14 protein-coding genes and 4 tRNA genes are annotated in these 17,555 nt (G+C 55.3%); 3 read left to right on the top strand and 15 right to left on the bottom strand.

What is annotated here, in order from left to right; all coding sequences use genetic code 11:
* Positions 1-25: 25 nt before the first annotated feature.
* Positions 26-98: transfer RNA gene (locus ACGHIZ_RS06060), tRNA-Ala, on the bottom strand.
* Positions 99-723: 625 nt separating this feature from the next.
* On the opposite strand from ACGHIZ_RS06060, the gene ACGHIZ_RS06055 reads away from it, so the two are divergent.
* Positions 724-799 (top strand) — tRNA-Ile (locus tag ACGHIZ_RS06055).
* 210 nt (positions 800-1,009) lie between these two features.
* Here ACGHIZ_RS06055 and ACGHIZ_RS06050 read toward each other — a convergent pair.
* Positions 1,010-1,082 (bottom strand) — tRNA-Ala (locus tag ACGHIZ_RS06050).
* Between the two features lie 694 nt (positions 1,083-1,776).
* On the opposite strand from ACGHIZ_RS06050, the gene ACGHIZ_RS06045 reads away from it, so the two are divergent.
* A complete protein-coding gene (locus tag ACGHIZ_RS06045; RefSeq protein WP_390446719.1) occupies positions 1,777-3,015 on the top strand; it encodes an IS110 family transposase in 1,239 nt (412 codons plus the stop codon).
* Between the two features lie 145 nt (positions 3,016-3,160).
* Here the strand turns inward: ACGHIZ_RS06045 and ACGHIZ_RS06040 are convergent, their stop codons facing one another.
* The 8 genes from ACGHIZ_RS06040 to ACGHIZ_RS06005 form a co-directional block, all read right to left on the bottom strand.
* The gene (locus ACGHIZ_RS06040) at positions 3,161-4,258 is read right to left on the bottom strand and encodes a hypothetical protein (protein ID WP_390446716.1); all 1,098 of its coding nucleotides are present in this window, start codon (positions 4,256-4,258) and stop codon (positions 3,161-3,163) included.
* A 436-nt stretch (positions 4,259-4,694) separates the two neighbouring features.
* A tRNA-Val gene (locus ACGHIZ_RS06035) sits at positions 4,695-4,769 on the bottom strand.
* Between the two features lie 138 nt (positions 4,770-4,907).
* Positions 4,908-5,696: a DUF3825 domain-containing protein gene (locus tag ACGHIZ_RS06030; protein ID WP_390446713.1), complete on the bottom strand. Its 789-nt coding sequence runs from the start codon at positions 5,694-5,696 to the stop codon at positions 4,908-4,910.
* A gap of 357 nt (positions 5,697-6,053) precedes the next feature.
* Positions 6,054-6,836, bottom strand: coding sequence for a hypothetical protein (locus tag ACGHIZ_RS06025; protein WP_006236350.1), 783 nt, complete (start codon positions 6,834-6,836; stop codon positions 6,054-6,056).
* A gap of 111 nt (positions 6,837-6,947) precedes the next feature.
* A complete protein-coding gene (locus ACGHIZ_RS06020) occupies positions 6,948-7,472 on the bottom strand; it encodes a hypothetical protein (protein WP_225093582.1) in 525 nt (174 codons plus the stop codon).
* Positions 7,473-7,495: 23 nt separating this feature from the next.
* Entirely contained in the window at positions 7,496-8,086 is a 591-nt protein-coding gene (locus ACGHIZ_RS06015) for a hypothetical protein (RefSeq protein WP_225093581.1), read from the bottom strand.
* 266 nt (positions 8,087-8,352) lie between these two features.
* Positions 8,353-9,459: a hypothetical protein gene (locus ACGHIZ_RS06010; RefSeq protein ID WP_390446709.1), complete on the bottom strand. Its 1,107-nt coding sequence runs from the start codon at positions 9,457-9,459 to the stop codon at positions 8,353-8,355.
* A gap of 193 nt (positions 9,460-9,652) precedes the next feature.
* A complete protein-coding gene (locus tag ACGHIZ_RS06005) occupies positions 9,653-10,384 on the bottom strand; it encodes a hypothetical protein (RefSeq protein WP_390446706.1) in 732 nt (243 codons plus the stop codon).
* Positions 10,385-10,707: 323 nt separating this feature from the next.
* Between ACGHIZ_RS06005 and ACGHIZ_RS06000 the strand changes: the two genes are divergently transcribed.
* A complete protein-coding gene (locus ACGHIZ_RS06000) occupies positions 10,708-12,687 on the top strand; it encodes a hypothetical protein (RefSeq protein ID WP_390446703.1) in 1,980 nt (659 codons plus the stop codon).
* Positions 12,688-13,062: 375 nt separating this feature from the next.
* On the opposite strand, the gene ACGHIZ_RS05995 is transcribed toward ACGHIZ_RS06000, so the two are convergent.
* From ACGHIZ_RS05995 to ACGHIZ_RS05975, 5 genes are all read right to left on the bottom strand, one after another.
* Positions 13,063-13,290: a hypothetical protein gene (locus ACGHIZ_RS05995; RefSeq protein ID WP_390446700.1), complete on the bottom strand. Its 228-nt coding sequence runs from the start codon at positions 13,288-13,290 to the stop codon at positions 13,063-13,065.
* Positions 13,291-13,317: 27 nt separating this feature from the next.
* A complete protein-coding gene (locus ACGHIZ_RS05990; RefSeq protein WP_390446697.1) occupies positions 13,318-13,521 on the bottom strand; it encodes a hypothetical protein in 204 nt (67 codons plus the stop codon).
* A gap of 766 nt (positions 13,522-14,287) precedes the next feature.
* Positions 14,288-15,046, bottom strand: coding sequence for an acyltransferase family protein (locus tag ACGHIZ_RS05985; protein ID WP_390446694.1), 759 nt, complete (start codon positions 15,044-15,046; stop codon positions 14,288-14,290).
* Entirely contained in the window at positions 15,039-16,469 is a 1,431-nt protein-coding gene (locus ACGHIZ_RS05980; RefSeq protein ID WP_390446691.1) for a hypothetical protein, read from the bottom strand. Before ACGHIZ_RS05980 ends, ACGHIZ_RS05985 begins: the two co-directional genes overlap by 8 nt.
* Before the next feature lie 64 nt (positions 16,470-16,533).
* The gene (locus ACGHIZ_RS05975; RefSeq protein WP_390446689.1) at positions 16,534-17,538 is read right to left on the bottom strand and encodes a glycosyltransferase family 2 protein; all 1,005 of its coding nucleotides are present in this window, start codon (positions 17,536-17,538) and stop codon (positions 16,534-16,536) included.
* Positions 17,539-17,555 lie beyond the last annotated feature (17 nt).

The raw sequence follows: 17,555 nt of genomic DNA, 5'->3' as shown, positions 1-17,555 counted from the left end.
GTTGGAGCCTCATTCAATGCTCGGGTGGAGACGAGGGGGATCGAACCCCTGACCTCTTGACTGCCAGTCAAGCGCTCTCCCAGCTGAGCTACGCCCCCGTGCGAAGAAGTACTATACGGGAACTCCCCCGCCGATGCAAGGACATTTTTGGAAAAACTTTCCGGGGGCGGGCGCCGGAGTCGCGCGGGGCCGGGCCAGCCTGCGGAGCGCCTGGCCCCCGCACGGCCCCTACGCCGGCCGACTTGGCGCGCGGAACGCGACCCTCTCCGCGCAACCGGATTTCCTATGCGTCGCCAGTCCCATTATCGAGTCCGATTGCGAACCGTCCCTCATCTGCGCCTCAGAACTATGCCGGTTTACTACGATGTATCTGTAATGTTCGACCACGCACGCCTTTTCGTGTAACCGTCGGACTCTCTACCTGCGGTTTTGCAAACTGAGAACACGCGGTGGTCGAAGGTCGCCGATCCGTCGTAGTAAACGGGCATGGTTTTGAAATGGCATCAGGTTGATTTCACGCTGAAATGTCTTGAAGCCCTGAATTTAAGGCCTTAACTTTTTATAAAACACTCCTTATCTGCGACGGGCCTAGATTAGCTGTTGTTTAGCATCGAACTTGATCTTGCGTTGTGCGACTTGCTCGTGCATGGTAGTATTTCACGACGTGAAGCGAAGAAATTAGGCCTGAGTTGCCTTTGCTAGAATTGCATTCACCGTTCATAAGGGCTCTTGGCGCAACGGTTAGCGCAGGGGACTCATAATCCCTGGGTTCTGGGTTCGAATCCCGGAGGGCCCACCAGAGTATTTCGAGGCTGGGCATTACGCCCGGCCTCTTTGTTATTGGCGCTGCAGACCAGGTTTGCTATCCAGATACGTAAAGTTATTAACATTCATATTCGTAATTAACAATGGGTATGTCGCCAAGATGCTGCTCAGTCAACACATGGCGTAAATCGATAGATATGAAAAAAGGCCCCAACTTGCGTTGGAGCCTCATTCAATGCTCGGGTGGAGACGAGGGGGATCGAACCCCTGACCTCTTGACTGCCAGTCAAGCGCTCTCCCAGCTGAGCTACGCCCCCGTGCGAGAAAGTACTATACGGGAACTCCCCCGCCGATGCAAGGACAATTTTGGAAAAGATTTTACGGTGCGTGGAACGGCGCGGGGCCGAAGGGACACACGATGCCCGAAATAGCCCGCGGGGCGCGCCCCGCGGGCAGCGGCAAGCCCGCCGCCCTCCTTCCCGGGGCGCGCATGTCGCCCCAGGTGCCGCCGGCCAGAACAAAGCAATCCGCGGTGCTTCCGCGGGAGGGTTTCGTCTGAGCCCCTCTCCGCGCCTTCGGGTCAATTTACTGAACCGTGCGCAGCTCGCGCCAGCTGGTCGCTTCATAAACAGACCGGTTTACTGCGACGATTCCCGGATTTCCGACCACACGCCTACATTCGCAAAACGGGCAGGCATTCTACCTGCACTGATAATTGTTCTCGGGGGAAGCGGGCACTGCGGGGCGCGGCAACGGCGCGCGATTTCCGCGTCGCAGCGCTACCCTGATGCTGAATGCCGGGACGATGACCCACTGACCTGCTGACGCCTCTTCGGCCGTCCTCTAATCCGACCTGTCTCGCCCCGGCATCCGCGTCCCGGAGTCCTGCCATGACCTAATAGGAGCATGAGCGCGGACAATCGGACAAGCCAATTGGATTGTAGCGCTCCCGTCAGTGCAATGTCTGGGAGACCCGGGCGCGGAGCAGGCGGCAGACCGAGGGGAGCGAAAATGGAAGGCGAAACGGTCATCGCGGGCGTCGACACGCACAAGGACGTGCATGTTCTGTGCCTGCTCGACGGCCTCGGGAGGAAGATCTGGAGCGGGAGCTTCGGGGCCGACCCCGAGGGCTACGACAGGCTGGCGGAGGCGATAGGCGACCCGGGGAGCTGCATGGTCGTCGGCGTCGAGGGCACGGCATCGTACGGGGCCGGGCTGACAAGGAGGCTCGTGGAGCTCGGGTACAACGTCGTCGAGGTGCTCAGGCCCAAGAGGGACAAGGTGAGGCCCGGCGAGGGGAAGAGCGACCCGCTGGACGCCGAGCGCGCGGCGCGCAAGGCGGCGTCCGGGAAGGGCTGCTCCGTGCCGAAGTCGCAGGACGGCTGGGTCGAGGCGGTGCGCCAGCTCTACGTCGCGCGCAGGCTGGCCGTCGCGACGTCCACGTCCTGCGTGGCCTGCGCGAAGTCGATGCTCACGACGGCCCCGAGCGCCCTGAGGGAGCGGTTCAGGGGCCGCGAGCGGCCGAAGGACCTCATGCCGCTGCTCGCGCGCGGGAGGAAGGCGGGCGACGCGCTCGAGGAGAGCGTGCTGGCCTCGCTGCGGTCCGTCGCGGCGGTCTGGAAGGAGGCCCGCAGCCAGGTCGAGTCCCTCGACGAGCGCATCCGCGCGCTGCTGGAGGCGAACGCGCCCGCGCTGCTCGGCGTCGAGGGCTGCGGCACCACGACCGCCGCCGCCCTGGTCGTGGCCGCCGGCGACAACCCCGGCAGGCTGAAGGGCGAGGCGGCGTTCTCGATGATGTGCGGCGCCTCCCCGATCCCCGCGTCGAGCGGGAAGACGGACCGGCACAGGCTCAACCGCGGCGGCAACCGGCAGGCGAACTGGGCGCTCTACGAGATCGCGATCAAGCGCATGGCGTACGACGAGAGGACGAGGAGGTACGTGGCGAGGCGGACCTCCGAGGGGAAGTCCCGGCGGGAGGCGGTCCGCTGCCTGAAGCGCTACATAGCGCGGGAGGTGTACCACGTGCTCATGGACCCGAACCCCGACGGCGCCGCGCCGGAAGGCCCCGAGCTCGCGAAGATGCGCAAGGCGATGCGGGTGACTCAGAAGAAAGCCGCCGCGGAGCTCGGCCTGTCCGCAGCCACACTCGGGCACTTGGAACGGGGGAAACGGCGGTCGACGAAACTGGAGAGGAGGTATTGCGAGCTCCTGTGCGAATTGGAGAGAGCGCTCCCGCAAACTGCCTCTTGACAACTTATAGGAGCGTCGGTTTTACGAGCGACGAATTCGGTGTGCTCAGCTACCCCCAATCCAACGTAGTAAACCGGCGTGGTTTTAAAATGGCACTTAATTACTGGCAGCATATAAAGTAGTAATAATGCTCACTTGAACAATATTACTTACCAATACCAAGCCAATTGCACAGAACGTTGGCTCGCAATCTGGTCTCAGCGCATCTCATCGCCTCGGTTTTTGGTTTGTAGCGCAACTCCAATCGCTCACACACACTGTGAATGATGGCATCAAGCTGATCGTGATCATTGAGCATGTCATGGGTTACAAGAAATACGTCGTATCCCATGCTTTGTAATGCTGTCATTCGTGCGGCATCGTGGTCCAGCACGGCGCCTGAACCATGGATAACCTCTCCCTGAAGTTCGATAAGCACAGCTTTCATTATTATTGGGTTTACGATGACGATATCGCCGTAACAGATTTTCTGACCTGCGATTTTTCGAGCTGAATTCGACAGCGGTGTTAAGTCGTTGACGTATATGTTTTTAAACTCCGCTCCGCCAGTACGCCTCGGAAGACTTAGCAACATGATTCCAGCAACTTCTAGCGGGGATGCCGCAATACCCATTACCTGCCGTGCGGCTTCGTAGAATTGTTTTCCCCACATCTCGCCCTTAACCTTCGCTGCAAATCTGTGCAGTTCTTCTATTTCAATAAGAGGCTTTCTCATCCAGAGCGATGTGCCTTTTCCGTTTGCTTTATTTCCGGATCCGTCATTCTGCTGCCCACTTTGATCATTCTCGCTGTCCTTCTGGCTCGCACGAGCATAGACTCGCTTCCATGGGGCCTCGTCTTGGGTTTCATCTAGTTCAAAAAGACTTTCTGTGGTGTACTGCTCTTCTTCTGATTTTGCTTGCTCAAGTGCCATGTCGACCGCGGGCGATGGTTTAAAAACCGAAAACCATCCGCAGAGCTCGTACATGGCCAGAACCAGGTCGCATGAAGAAACGCTTCGAGTCATGGTGAATAGCGTATGAAGAGGGTCTGTGACGCTAAAGCCCATGCCCGTGTCGATCGAGACCTTCTCTGTATAGGCGCTGTTCCATCGGATGGTACGTCTTGTCTCGGAATGTAGGTTGCTTCGAGTTGATGCTGCTGTGATGACTGGGGTCTTGAGGACGTCGGTTACGAATGGGGCTTGGGATAGAGCTCGCCAGCCTTCTTCGGAGTTGGGCAGGCGCGGGTAGAGATCGCGCACCTGTGGCGGGCAGCGTCAGTAGCGGAATGCGGTGTTTGCGCAGACGATTTCGTCCATGTGGCCTCCCCTGGTTTCGACCGTAGGCCGTGCGGATTGCGGGCATGGCCGATTATCTACCGGGGCATCATGCGGGTAAGTACGGGAAGCAAACCAAATGCTGACAAAAGCATGCCGAGTTCCGCCGAAAAACCGTCGTGTGATAGAAAACCGCTGGAAGGAGCTTTGGGCATGTGGTCCCTGTCTCCACATTTGCGCGCGGATCACATGGGGGATTCAATGAAAATACGCATGCGTTTTATACAAAACATGCAATGGCGTCAGCAAAAAGGGTGCGAAAAAAATGACGCCTTATACGACTACGATTCGTTTTGGAATCACCCTTGGTGTCAAAAAAGAAAAAGGTCAGAGGTTTAACACCTCTGACCTGTGCTTTAGATGGTGGGCGATACAAGATTCGAACTTGTGACCCCATCCGTGTGAAGGATATGCTCTACCCCTGAGCCAATCGCCCGTCGCCTTTAGGCAAAAGAGATACTATCATAGCCGTGCGTGGTTTACCAAGAACTTTTTGCCCTCGATTTCAAATTCGTGAGTGCTAGCCAAGCCAAAGCAACCAAAGCAATGGGTAAAACAGCAGCTAAACTACCATTTACCGCTTAATCCACGAAGTCTCAGGTCGGCAGATAAGTCGCGCGTTGTTGTAGGCCATGTCGAGCGTGAGGCAGGTGCGCGCGGCGTAGAAACCGTCCTCGCGTTGGATGGTCAGCGCCAGCTCGGGCTTGTCGCCGGTCAGGCACAGCGGTAGGAGTAGCTGGATCCGGCCGCCGTAGAACTGCGGCACCGCGAGCGTATAGTTGGCTGCGGCGCGGCGGGCGGCCTCGACGACGGCTCCCTCAAAGGCACGGCGCAGCAGCAGCGAGTTGCCCTCCCCCATCAGGCTGGCGGGAATGCGCGTAAGGTTTTCCTCGTCGCCCAGAATGTGGTCGATGTTGGAGCGGATGGGAAGGCGGTAGTCAAAGACCAGCTCGGAGGGGTCCTCGGCAAAGCGCACGCGGCACGGCAGGTACTCAAATGAGACCAGCATGGGGTCGCTCTCCTTAAAGAAGCCCTTCAAAAACCAGCGCTGGCGCGCGTCGGGCTTGGTGTTGGGCTCAAACAGGCCGTAGATGGTCTCGTAGCGGCGCGTGTACAGGCCGGTGTTGAATAGGCAACGGTCGTCGTCGAACACCAGCGGTAAGTTGGACGGGGCGGTCTGGTCCACGTCACGCTCGGTCAAGAACACCGCGCGGCTAAATGAGAACGACAGGTAGTTTTTGAGGATGCGGTTGCCGGGACCCCAGTCCTCGGGGTCGGCGAGGTCGACCAGGCGGTCGTAGCAGGGCTCGGGGCAAAACGCGAAGTCGTACACATTGCTGCACAGGGTGCTTGGGATCTCCATGTGGCGTCCATTCCATTTCATAGTTAGAGTTTGGATGCTTAGATTTTATACGTGCGACGCACCGTCGAGACACACAACGCAATTGCGCCTTAGTTCTTTGACGAGCTCGTCGCGGGAGCGGCTTTCGGATACGAGGTCCTGGATCCAGGCGTAGTGCGGGAAAAACCGAGATCTGTCGACCAGACCCCGATTTTACGCTTTCGAGACATGCTTTTTAAATAGCAGATGTCTTGGGGCTGCTATGGCGGCCATGTAATTTGAAAAATGGAAGTCCGATCAACAAATAGGGGTGCCACGGCAAACGCCGGGGCACCCCGTCTCAGAACCTATATTGCTTTCCCCTAATCCTCTAAGTACTTAGAGGAATGCAAGGACAACAGCAAAGACAATGCACGTGACACCTATCCCGAGCGGAAGTCGTGCCTTCTTCTTTTTGTCCTTAATAAGAAAAGCCTCGATTGCAGACGCAAGGACCAGAAATCCGCCGATAATTAGCAGGTCAAGCGCAACGAAACGGACGGTCGAAATATCGGAAGAGATCCCTCCGGCATTAACGTTCACGAGCGTAAAGATCGCGGCGAAGACGGCAAAGAGTGCCAGCACATTACCGTAAATACGAGATTCGATATTGGCAACTTCTTCCTTTTTGTCTTCAACCTTTTTGAGCTCTCCGGCATAGACGTCGGAATAGTCGGCGAGCCCATTAAAGTTAAGCTCATCGGAAAAGGCTCCATGGTAAGGATGGGCAACCGTGCCTTCGACGTGCTGGAATGCGACCTGCGCGATGCCCTTAGACTTATCGAGGGTAATGGTGCTGCCGCTTACGTTTGTAACACGATAGAACAGCCTAGTTCCATGGCCAGGGAAATAGAGCGGTGCATCCAAAGAAAGCCCTTGGCGAATGCGCGAATTGCGCAGAAGTACGCTAGCGGTCAGATTGTTGGGTAGCGCGACACATTCAACGCAAGAGACAAAAGTCGAGTCTCCGGGGCCAAGCTCGACCTCGAACTGCTTGCTTTCATTAATGTAGAATCCGTCGGTGCGCAAGTCATACGTAACCTGGCCGATGTTCGAAGCATCGGCATTGAGCAGCACCTTGTTGTCGATAAGCTCTTGAATCTTAGTATCGCTCAAGTACATATGAACCACTTCCTTAGGACAACGAGTATAGCACTGAGGTATTGCACTGGCGGCTGTCCCCAAAGGGGACACAGGTGAAGTAAGTTCAACTTCTCTACTCGGCACGCACCCTTAAATAAACTCTCCCGTCTCCAGGTCAACGAAGTCCGCGAGCTTTATCTTTCCGGAGAAGCCGCTCCCCTTGTACTTTCCTGCGTAGGTCTCAGTGTCGAACTTGAACGAAATGTTATACAGCTTTCCAGTCTTTGTCTTCCTGATTAGCCCGTTTTCCAGCATGTAGCTCAGTACCCTCTTATGGCTTTCTCTATCGTTTCCGTTTAGGTAAAAGCAGCAGACACCTTGTTTCGAGCCCGCCGCGATGAGCGTTTCGGGATTCGAGTATTTGGCCTCTACGACGACGCCATCAAGAACTGCGGTTCCGACAATGTCGTCCATGAGGGCGGTTTTGAATGGAGAGAAGAAGAACATCCATTTGCCGCATTGGACAGGATTTATGTCGTGGATTCGCTCCTTATTGATAAACCAAATCCATGAGAACGATTTGACCCTGGCAATCGAGCCGGATTCGTTAAGAAGCGTTTCTTCGACGGACGGCGTTAATTCCTCGTTGTTGCCTGTGTTATTTGAGCTTGCCATTGCATTAATCCTAACAGTCGCCCTTAATAAAGCTCCTCGCCAGCAGCCTCGAGCGCTTGTATCGCTGCGCGTTTTAGCTCATTGAGACTTTCGTAGCCGCTTTCCGACAGCTGGATTATTCGCACGTTGAATGAGTCACCGTACTTGTAATCGGCATACACATCGCAATTGCCCCTACCGAGAAACTGTATGGCCGCTCGATCAATTGCCTTTGCGCTTTGGCCTACGTAGTACAGATCTTTGGTTGCATTATGGACAATGAAGATGCCAGTAATTTCGCCTTGCTGTGTCAGGGCCTTTCGCTGAGACATAAACTCTTCGGCGCTCGCGGCGATTTGAGGATCATCTTCTAGGAGCGATTGGCGTAGCCCTAGTAGATTCTCTTGTTGCCTTGATGCAGTAATAACAAGAAAGAGCCCGTCCACAAAAAAGAATAAGCCAAGGAGTAAGAAAGTAAAAGAAAGCGAGCCATATATGTTGGCACTCGATGGCAGAGCGGAAAAGAAACTGACAATTGCCAATACAAGCCCAGTAACGCTGATGACTTTTCCGATCGGGATGAGCCTCCTTGGAGGGGCCGATGCGACGGTTTTGATTTGATAGTAGTTCCTCATGTTATGACTCCAGTGATATAGGCAATTGGGTCCAAATGAAGCTTTATAAACGGTAGCATTTGGATTGCAATTATCTTATCGCTCTGGCAGATGGGGTGTAAGGCTCAACATCGGTAATGGATCGAGAGGCAGTCGAGCTGAACAAAATAGTGCCGTCGCAGCGATGGCTGATACGGCACCAATCTCTAAGAAATTGATTTAGTAGTAGGCTAAAGACTTCTGCAATAGCTGCATTCATCCCTCTCTGGTCTCACTTAAACGGGGCCTTAGCAGCGAAATGCGGCAGCCAGGAGCGTTGTTCCCAGAAGGAAAAGCGTTACGGAAGCGGCAATCCAGTCGCTGTCGGCGGTCTTGGGGAGTGTCGTTGCGGTCGTGCTGGTGGCTTTAGGCTTAGAGGACGCAGGCACTGTGGTCTTGGTCACCGTCGTCTTGATCGTTATGTTTGTTTTGGGCGACGTGGCCGCAGGTTTCACCGTTGGATCCGTCGTCGGCCCCGCACCGGGCTGCCCTGCAGCAGGGCCGGCACTACCATCTGGTTTACCCTCCCCGCATCCAGGCACGTCGTCTCCATCGGTCTCCCCTGCCGGTGGCGTGGCGGCATCGGGCTCAACCACCACATGCGGTGCCATCGCACCGGCAGCATTCACCACGCCGTCAGCACCAAAGGCCCCGCCGGCAGGCGTCACAAACCGTGCGGACACAAGCGAGCCGCCCAAGCACGCGACGCCGCCATCGGTACCTGCCGCATCGAGCCACGAGGCATCGACGGAAAGCCGACAGCCGGCCGCCCCATCGCCAAGGCCTAAGTCCTGCAGATACACGCCATAAGCGCGCACGCCCGCTCCGGACCCGGTGCTCGCGGCAACGACGCGCCCGCCACCGCGCACGGCCATGTCGCCGGCGATCACGCCGGCCACGGCCTCGTCCGTGACGTCGGCCCCGTCCGCCCGGGCGTCGACGGTGCATCCGTCCACCACAAGCGCCTGCGAGGCGTGGATCCCGCACTGCGAGCCCGTCGCCGTCAGGGTCCCGGTACCGCGAAGCGTCAGGTTGCCCCACACCTCCATGCCGCACAGCGTGATGTCCGCATCGGGCGCATGCGACTCCGTCACGGAGTTTTGCCCTGTAAGCGTGAGCACCAGGTCGCCCTCGGCGCCGATGGCCTCGCCCGCGTAGCCGTTAAGCTCCAGGTGGTCGGCATCGGTCCAAGCCCAGCCGGGGCCCGACACGCCCGGCTCGTAGTACGTCGCGCCCGCGATGATGAGGCTCTCCGCGCCCGCGGCATAAGAAGGCCCGCCCAGCAAAACGCATAGGCAGGCCATGGCAACAATCGCAATGTAATGACGGCTGGTGTGGGACTCGGCAGCAAACATACCCGCTCCGATCTTCGCAGGAGCCAATAGAATGTGCACCAGAAAATGCGCTGGTAGCAGCAGCTATTAGTTTAGCGAGATCAAGGCACAAACAAAGGAAATACCCCTGAACAGTGACAATAATTAGGTGTAAATCGTTTTGCTAATCGGTGAAAGGAAATTGGATATCGTCAAGATGGCAAATCAAAATACCTTAGGCTTCGGAATTTTCTAGAGATGCATTGATAGAATCGACGGCGTTGTCAAGGCGACTGGGCTCCCCCGTTGCCAAGAACGCCTCTCCTTCGCGAATAGCCTCAAGGGTCTCTGAGCCAAGCGCTCCGTAATCAAAATGGTTCGGGATGGAGTCCGTATCTTTTAAATCAGCTGCGGCTAGCTTTACGGTTTTCCATTTCCCAGTTTTCGGGTCCTTCCATATCCGAGCGGAGACAACATCATCAGCCGCAACAGCATCCACTACGCTTATCCACTCCTTCAGGCCGCAATAGCACAAGTGCTTTTCATAGTCCTTGTCAGAGACAACAAAAAAGCCAAGCACGCAATCTGATTCATCATATGAAAACATAACAACGACCGCGGAATGAATTAGTTGGTTCGTGAGTTGTCGTAAGGAAATGGATGAAGATGTGGATTTAGTTAAGTCGAAATATCGTTCATCAATAAAGCGTTTGTTCAAGGGCGAGATGTCTTTTTGGGCTTCCTTCTTTGCAGGATATAAGTCGACCTTTAGGTAAAGCGAACCGATGCCGTCGCTTAGCTTATTTGCATCCAAGAGTAAGCGAACGGTAAAGGCGGACAACAGGAGAGCCTTTTCCAGGCGATAATCACGGTACTCGTCTTCCAGAGTGGTACAAGTGGAAAAGTCCCGTAATTCTGTTGCGTATGATCGTAAGTCATCTTTCCAATAACAGGATTCGTAAACCATCTGATATAACTCCTAGTCACAATTTGACATTGCGATTTTTGCGTAATGTCAATAAAAAGAAATGGTCAGACTATATATGTGAAATTAGCCTGACAATAGTTTCTCCTTCAAATCGGCGACCCCATCTTCGAGGCCAAGAGGATGGCGAGGCGGATAATTTGCCGAAGCAATACTTTACGTCGCGCCATCGTTGACCACCGACGAGGCCGAACCAGCGGTATTCTTATGCAGTCAGCATTACGTGAGAAAGGCTAGCGTTGCGAGACTTCAACCACACTAGGATTGTTTCCTATGGCCGCAATGACTGGGCTGCAGGAGTTTTCATGGACCGTTGTCTTCATATCCTGAAGGAGGGTCCTCGCATTCAAATCGCGACGATTAATGACGCGATAGAGGCTCATCAGCTTAAGCTCACTTTTGAAACGGTCCCCGAACTGTTTAAGGAAGCTGAAGTCGGCGACGCCGCAAGTGCCGTCGCTGCGCTCTTCGCGAACGCCTGCAAGTATACGAGTGAGGCACTCAAGTCTTCGGGAATCCTCGATATTTACGAGGAAGTCGAGATTCAGTACGCCACTCAGTTCTGGAGCCTGCTGCACGCCTGCGGCGCAGAGACGCTGATCTCCGGCGAGGAAATTGACGAACTTCTCTCGCGACATGTCGAATGCTTAGCTTCTATCTTGGAGAACGACAAACTCGTCAAATTATTTGATACAGAGCTAGGAAAATCACTGATCGACAATCCGTATTATTCCGCGGAGCTGATCATCCACGAGTACGCGACAGAATCAAGGAGCCAGAACGTAATCTACCTCCCTAAATGCCTTTCCCAAGGCGACTTCGATTCGATAATGACCGGCTACCTCGACGACCAGCGCGCCAACCCGAATTGCATGGAGGTCCTTTTCAATTGGCCTTCTGGCGCTACGAAATGTAGATTCTCTCCCTCGCCGGACGTTAAGGTGCGAGCAAAGCGCGCCCACGATGAGGCTATGGTTGCGATATTCCGGCAAGGTACTAGGCTTAAGTACGGAGCCGAGGTGCAAATCGACCCTGAACAGATTGCTTGCAAGGGTATAAAGGTCGATGGCCTAACCATAACCTGCAGCTTTAGCGAAACATGGCTCGGAAAATACACCGACCATGCAAGCGTTATGAACAATTGCAGGTACCTACTGGACGTAGTAGACCTATGCGGTCTCATGTCCGCGCCTGCTCACTCCCATGAGGAGAGCGGCCTGCTTGCGACGCTGGGGTCCCGCGTGCTGGGGGAATACCGAATGAATACGATCTCCAACATGCGGGAATTTCTCGCCAATGTCGAAGTTGTCGCATACGCGAATTTCCTCGAAAGCCGCGGTACAAGGCTCGAAGATGCACTCGAATGGACGTACAACGTTTATTTTGCAGAGGAGTACTCAATCAATGGTTTCAGCTTGGCGCTGCCGTCAAGCGGAGCTTCGTGGCTCGACAAATGCAAGTCGATAGGGCCAGAGATCGAGCGCGCCGTTAAGTCCTATTCAATATATTCGAGGATTGGAAAAATCGACGGAGACTATTTCCCTTATGAAAGCTTTAAAACTTTTGGAACCCTCAACGCACTCTCTGAGAAAAAATATGCAATCGACGGAGCTTGCTTTAACAGGTGGGGATTCTATCTGTTCTCCGACCAGTGCATGCTGACATACAGAAGAGGCCATAACGACCATGCTCGTTGCTTCTTCGATTTGATTACGAATGCCAGGATCACCTTCGACGATTTTGATGCTGCGTACGCCGAGGTACTCCAGCAATTAGTCGACCGACAGCTGGTAAGTGCGTGCGAAGAAACAGGCGCTCTCTCTCCAACCCCTCGCTCAATTTGTCTGAAAGCCGTTTGGGATAATGGCGCAATTGCGCTTGGGGGATGCGGAGACGGTGATTTAGCGCTCATCGATGGCCTTGTCTCAGACGAAATGCTGTCGTACTGCGGCAAGCTGTTCACACCCGACGAGGCTGCATATCTCGATTACATGTTCAACGACGCCTCTTTCCCCAACTCACAGGGTCTCAGGAACAGATACGACCATGCGCATTCACCGATCGCCGACCCTGATGCGGAGAACATTAGATCCGATTACTATCGCATGCTGACCTTGCTCGTCGCGATTACACTCAAGATAAACGATGAGCTGTCGGCCAAAACGGGCCGCGGGTACCTCGAAAACTTCGTAGATTGGCCATATTACGACGAAAGTGTCTTCGAACTTGCAAAGAAGTTGATCGCAAAGAAGCATGAAACTGTCTGTGATGCTGAGTCAGAATAGTTCCAATGACGGTAGTTCCGAACCTGCTTGATCAGGATCAGAAAGCCTTTCCGTTTCTCCGTGGCGAATTCCCGTCAGTCACCTCGATAACCATTATGGTGACCTCAAACGGCGCAACTCGATGTCATGTAGTCGTTCTGCCGCCCCGGTACAAACGAGCAACACGAACCCTCATGCCGCACATCAGAGGAACGGTACCGGGAGAATGCTTGGCACCGCGTTCGGCCATCGCCAGGATGCAAGCTCATCCGCGATTCAATATGAGCGCCCGAGGCGCAGTAAGCGGATATTTCGGATGGTGTGCCTAATTGAATATAAATCGAACGAACTACCGTACGCGGCTGTGCTGGAGGACGCGGGATCCGACGGACCGGCTTACCTCGACTTGCCACCGTCGCACTGGAAGCGCTTAAACAGATCCATCGTATACACCTTGTCCGCCACATCCGCGGGCTCGTCGCTCCAGCGGTTGGCGACGATCACGTTGTAGCCGGCCTTGAAGGCCTCCAGGTCGTGGGTCACCTCGGAGCCGAAGAACTCTGGCGCGTCCAGCGTGGGCTCGTAGACCACCACGGGCACGCCCTTGGCCTTCATGCGCTTCATGACGCCCTTGATGGAGCTCGCGCGGAATTAGACGGAGCGCAGCTTCGGGATGCGCTCCGTCGGCGCGCCGACGGAGGCTGCGAGCAACCTCTCACGGTTGCCGTTGCGGCTGTTCGTCCCACCTCCGCACGGCTGGTCGACCACGGCGACCAGCCAATCGTACATTACTTGCTCGGCAAGGCGCCTGAGCAGGTCGCGCATGTTGATGGCGCCGCCGTCGAACCAGGGCATGGCGAGCATGTCCAGCGTCGAGTCAAAGAAGATTTGCGTAGCGGCATTCTTCCTTTCCTAGAAACAGCTGTTGTGGTGATTTCCGAATCTAGAACGAGGGCCGATCTTCGTTAAGCGGACGCAAGGGCGTCACCTTACACCAACACTTCCGACGCGATCGGCAGCGCGCCTTCGGCGTCGAGTTCGACGCCGGTGTAAACCGAATGATGCAGCAAGCCCCAGAAGGACCTGCTGCATCATGCGCATGACTCATTGGCAATTGCCTTCTAAAGGCGCTGAAGCAAATAGAATCCGAGGAACCAGAAAAAACCGTAAGCTGCATTTTATTGCTAGCGTTCTCGAATCCTATATGCCCGAAATCACCGACGCCCTATGAGATATGCCGATCGCGTCCAAGGGACCAAAGTACGAGGCAAGACTAAGGCGGTTATCGCAAAAATGAATGCTGTCTATACCGAATAACGAATTAGTTACGAGAGCCTCTTATCTACCGCAACGTCTCAGAGCAGTTTGGCCGTTACCTTCCATCGCTTGAGCACGATGCTAATCGCCAAACTCACAGTGAGGGATATGAAAAATAGCGTCACAACTATCGCCAAAGGCGGAACACCAGGTACGTTGATGAGGCTCAGCAGAATCCAGTCAACCTGCTGGTGAAACAGGTACACTCCGAAGCTGTGTTTCTCGAATAGGCTTCCGTGAACCTTGTCTATCAGCCACTCGGCGTGTCCGAAGATCGACAGGAGTACAAGCGGACCCACAAGCCTCAAAATAAACAGTAGGACTTTCGAGGCCGCCCCGAGAGCCCCCCCGAGGCGCTGCAGACGTACCACGCCACGAACAGTGCGACATCGGCCGCAAATAGCGCTGCGGGCTTTATTCGCCAGAAGCGAGACGTGTCGGTCTGTCTCAGCAACGCGCCAAGTAGGAAACACGGGAAGTAGTCGAAGGCCCGTGCCATTTGAAACAGGTCGAGAGGCAGCGTGTACACGGCGCGTGCGAAGATGTAAGCAACAACGGCCGATGCTAACAGCGTCGGCCGTTTACACAACAAGGCTGGCCTAATGCGCCACATCAGTTCGACGAACACGAACATCCAGAACAACGCCAGCAGGAACCACAGCTGCGAGGGGTTATTGCCGAGAACAAACGACTCGACAGTCGAGACAGGACCATAAAAGAAACAGTAGACAGGACCCGCCCACACGACACCCGCAAAGAGGTAAGGCACGAGCAGGCGTTTGGCTTTCTTCTTGAGAACTACGCACGCATCGTCATATTTGTCCGTCTCCATTTTGATGTACGCCCAAATGTAGCCGGAGACAAGAAGAAACAGCGGCACATGCATGGTGGAGAGCCACTGAATAAATACGCCCAGCGCGGGGCACGGCGTAGCGGGCTCGCCGAACCAGACCCCGCCGTAGATAGCGCATGCATGATACAAGACAATGACGAGCATCGCCAGCGCCTTCACGGGTCCCGTGAGTTCAAGCTCCCGCTCCTTGGTCATCGCAAACTCACCCACGCCCGAGCCTCTTTCTCGCCCCCGTTACAACCAGCCTTACGCCGTCTCTATCGCACCATAGGTATGCGACCAGCATCAGCAGCACCACAGGCCAGCTCCACGCGCCCAAAAACCACGACGCCGTCATGAACCCTGCGGTAATCAGGGCCTCCGAAACACAGAAGTGCACCACGGGATTTCCAAACCTGCGCGATATGATTAACTCGAAAGCCAGGTCGCGCAGCGCCACCGAGGCCACAATCCCGCATGTCGCCAGCTCCACACTCGCCAAGCCAACGATGCTCGCAAGGGCCAGCACCGCGTTCAAGATCATGGCAGCAACGTTCACCGTGCACAGTGTTCCCTCGCGTCGCCCTATCTTAAGGTAGGTATTGAACAGCAGGTTCGCCTTGCAGCTATAGACACACAGAGGCATAGTAAGAGCCAGGTAAACTAGGCTCTTACTGTATGCCGGAAGCCACAGCCCCAGCACCAGTTTCGCAGGCACATAGAGAAGGTACGCACAGGGAAGAGCCGTGTGCAGCAGCAGCCTAATGGCAAGGTACTTCTCCCTCTGCCCCTCGGCGTCCAAACGCTTGAGCACGGGGAACGCCACCATTGACACTTGCCCGATAAAACCCAGAACGAAGTTCGTCAACGAGAAAGACAGTGACAACTTGCCAAAGGCCGTAAGCCCCAGTTGCCAGTCTGTCAACATACGAGTGAAGCCAACAATCAGCGAGTCGGCGTAGTAGGCTACCATGACTTTCAGACCTGCCCGTACGTCGGCGGCGCATGTGCGCAGCACGCCCTTGAACGCCGCCTTGCTGCGTAGGGTGCTCCTAGCGCAGATGAGTACATACAGAAGCGCCAACGCCTGGCAGGCTATGTAGCCCAAGATAAACGGCAGCGATGAGTTAACGCCCGCGAGGAGAACCGTCATCATGAACGCGACGAAAAGTCCCTTGGAGAATAGGTCGGCGAGTGATGAGATACGCGTGAGGTTCGTGCATTGGAACACATAGCGCAGACACTGGGTCAGGTTTGTGAGCAATCCGAAAAAAACGCACAGCGCGAGCACGAGGGACCGGTATGGTTCGAAACCAGCGGCGAGGACGGCGGCCAGGCAACAGGCAGCAACTAACAGCTGCGAGGCTGCGACGACACACTGCTGCGCTTTCAACTCCCCGTGATTGACCTCCGAGTAGCGCTTTCCGCCGAGACGCAGGTAAATGCCGTCATTGAGTCCAAGCAGGGCAAACCCAGAGTACGATGAGTACAGCAAGAACAGCTGCCAGTACGCGTAGTCCTCCACGCCCAAAAACTTGGGAAGCACCAGGGACGTCAGAATGCTCGAGAGCAGGCCTATTCCCTGAGCTACAACGGCGTATGCCAGGTTTCCGGCGATACCTCCCCGCTCCTCGGTTGAAAAAATGTTTGTCAATTTTAAATCCAATTCAAAAGGCTTATGTCGCGGCATGTCTTCAAATGAACTGACATGACACAGTCTATCTTCTCGCTTTAGCCGCCCTGGCCATAGCGATGCTAGCTATAATTGGGTATGCCCGCCATCTCAATGCCCATAGGACCAGACGTCGGTCAAATCGAAGTAACTTACCCGCACCTGATGTCGTCAGGCAACGCGCAAAGTCACGAGAGGCGAGGAGGTCATCAAGACCCACCGTATCGCCCTGCGACGCCATCCATTCCGCATATTGCGCGCCAGAGTCAAGCCTGCAAGCGGCGAGACCGACCATGAGATCGTTACAGCCGTACTCGCGCTCCCAGCGACGCGCGTAGCCTTCGCCCACGTCGAGACATCGGCAAACATCGCAGTAGAAATGCGGATCATATGCTCTAGTAATTCCGGAACCTGGGCGATAGTAATAAAGAGAGGCATTGATGAAGCAGAACGTCTGAGCGCGATCATATACGGTAAGGGTCTGCAGAAAGTCCTCAGCAAACGTGAGACCTTTGAATTTCGAGAAGTCCACATCGACTCCGACACACGACCGACGAATGGCCTTGAACCACATAGGGTTCTCTGAACCACTGGTCGAGCGGCACAGGGCGCTTAATATCGAAGGCTTCTCCTCGGCGGAATAAAGTTTGAAAGGGATAGATGACTCAACGGGTACGGCCTCGCTCTCCTCCCGTGTAAAACCGAAGCGCACAACATCCGCACTCGTCTTTGCCGCCGTAGTGGCAACTAAAGCGAGGGCCCCGGGGACAAGCGCATCGTCGGAATCCACGCACATAACGTAGTCGCCTGCTGCAAGCGCAAAGCCGTCGCGGCGCGCGAGCAGCAGGCCCTCGTTGTCCTTATGGAAAACGAGGGCCTGCTGCGGATAGCGCGCGGCATATTCATCGCAAATAGCACCGCTGCTGTCGGTAGAGCCGTCATCGACCAAGACAACGTCGAAGTCGGCGTAATTCTGGGAGAAGATTGAGTCTAGGCACTCACAAAGATAACGCTCAACGTTGTAGACGGGCACGCAGACGGTAATAGTCACGCCGGAGGAAGGCGCAA

Source organism: Collinsella sp. i05-0019-G5 (genome assembly GCF_042851345.1).
Taxonomy (GTDB): Bacteria; Actinomycetota; Coriobacteriia; order Coriobacteriales; family Coriobacteriaceae; genus Collinsella.
Note: the sequence above shows the minus strand (reverse complement) of the source record. Positions and strands in the feature narration are given on the sequence as shown.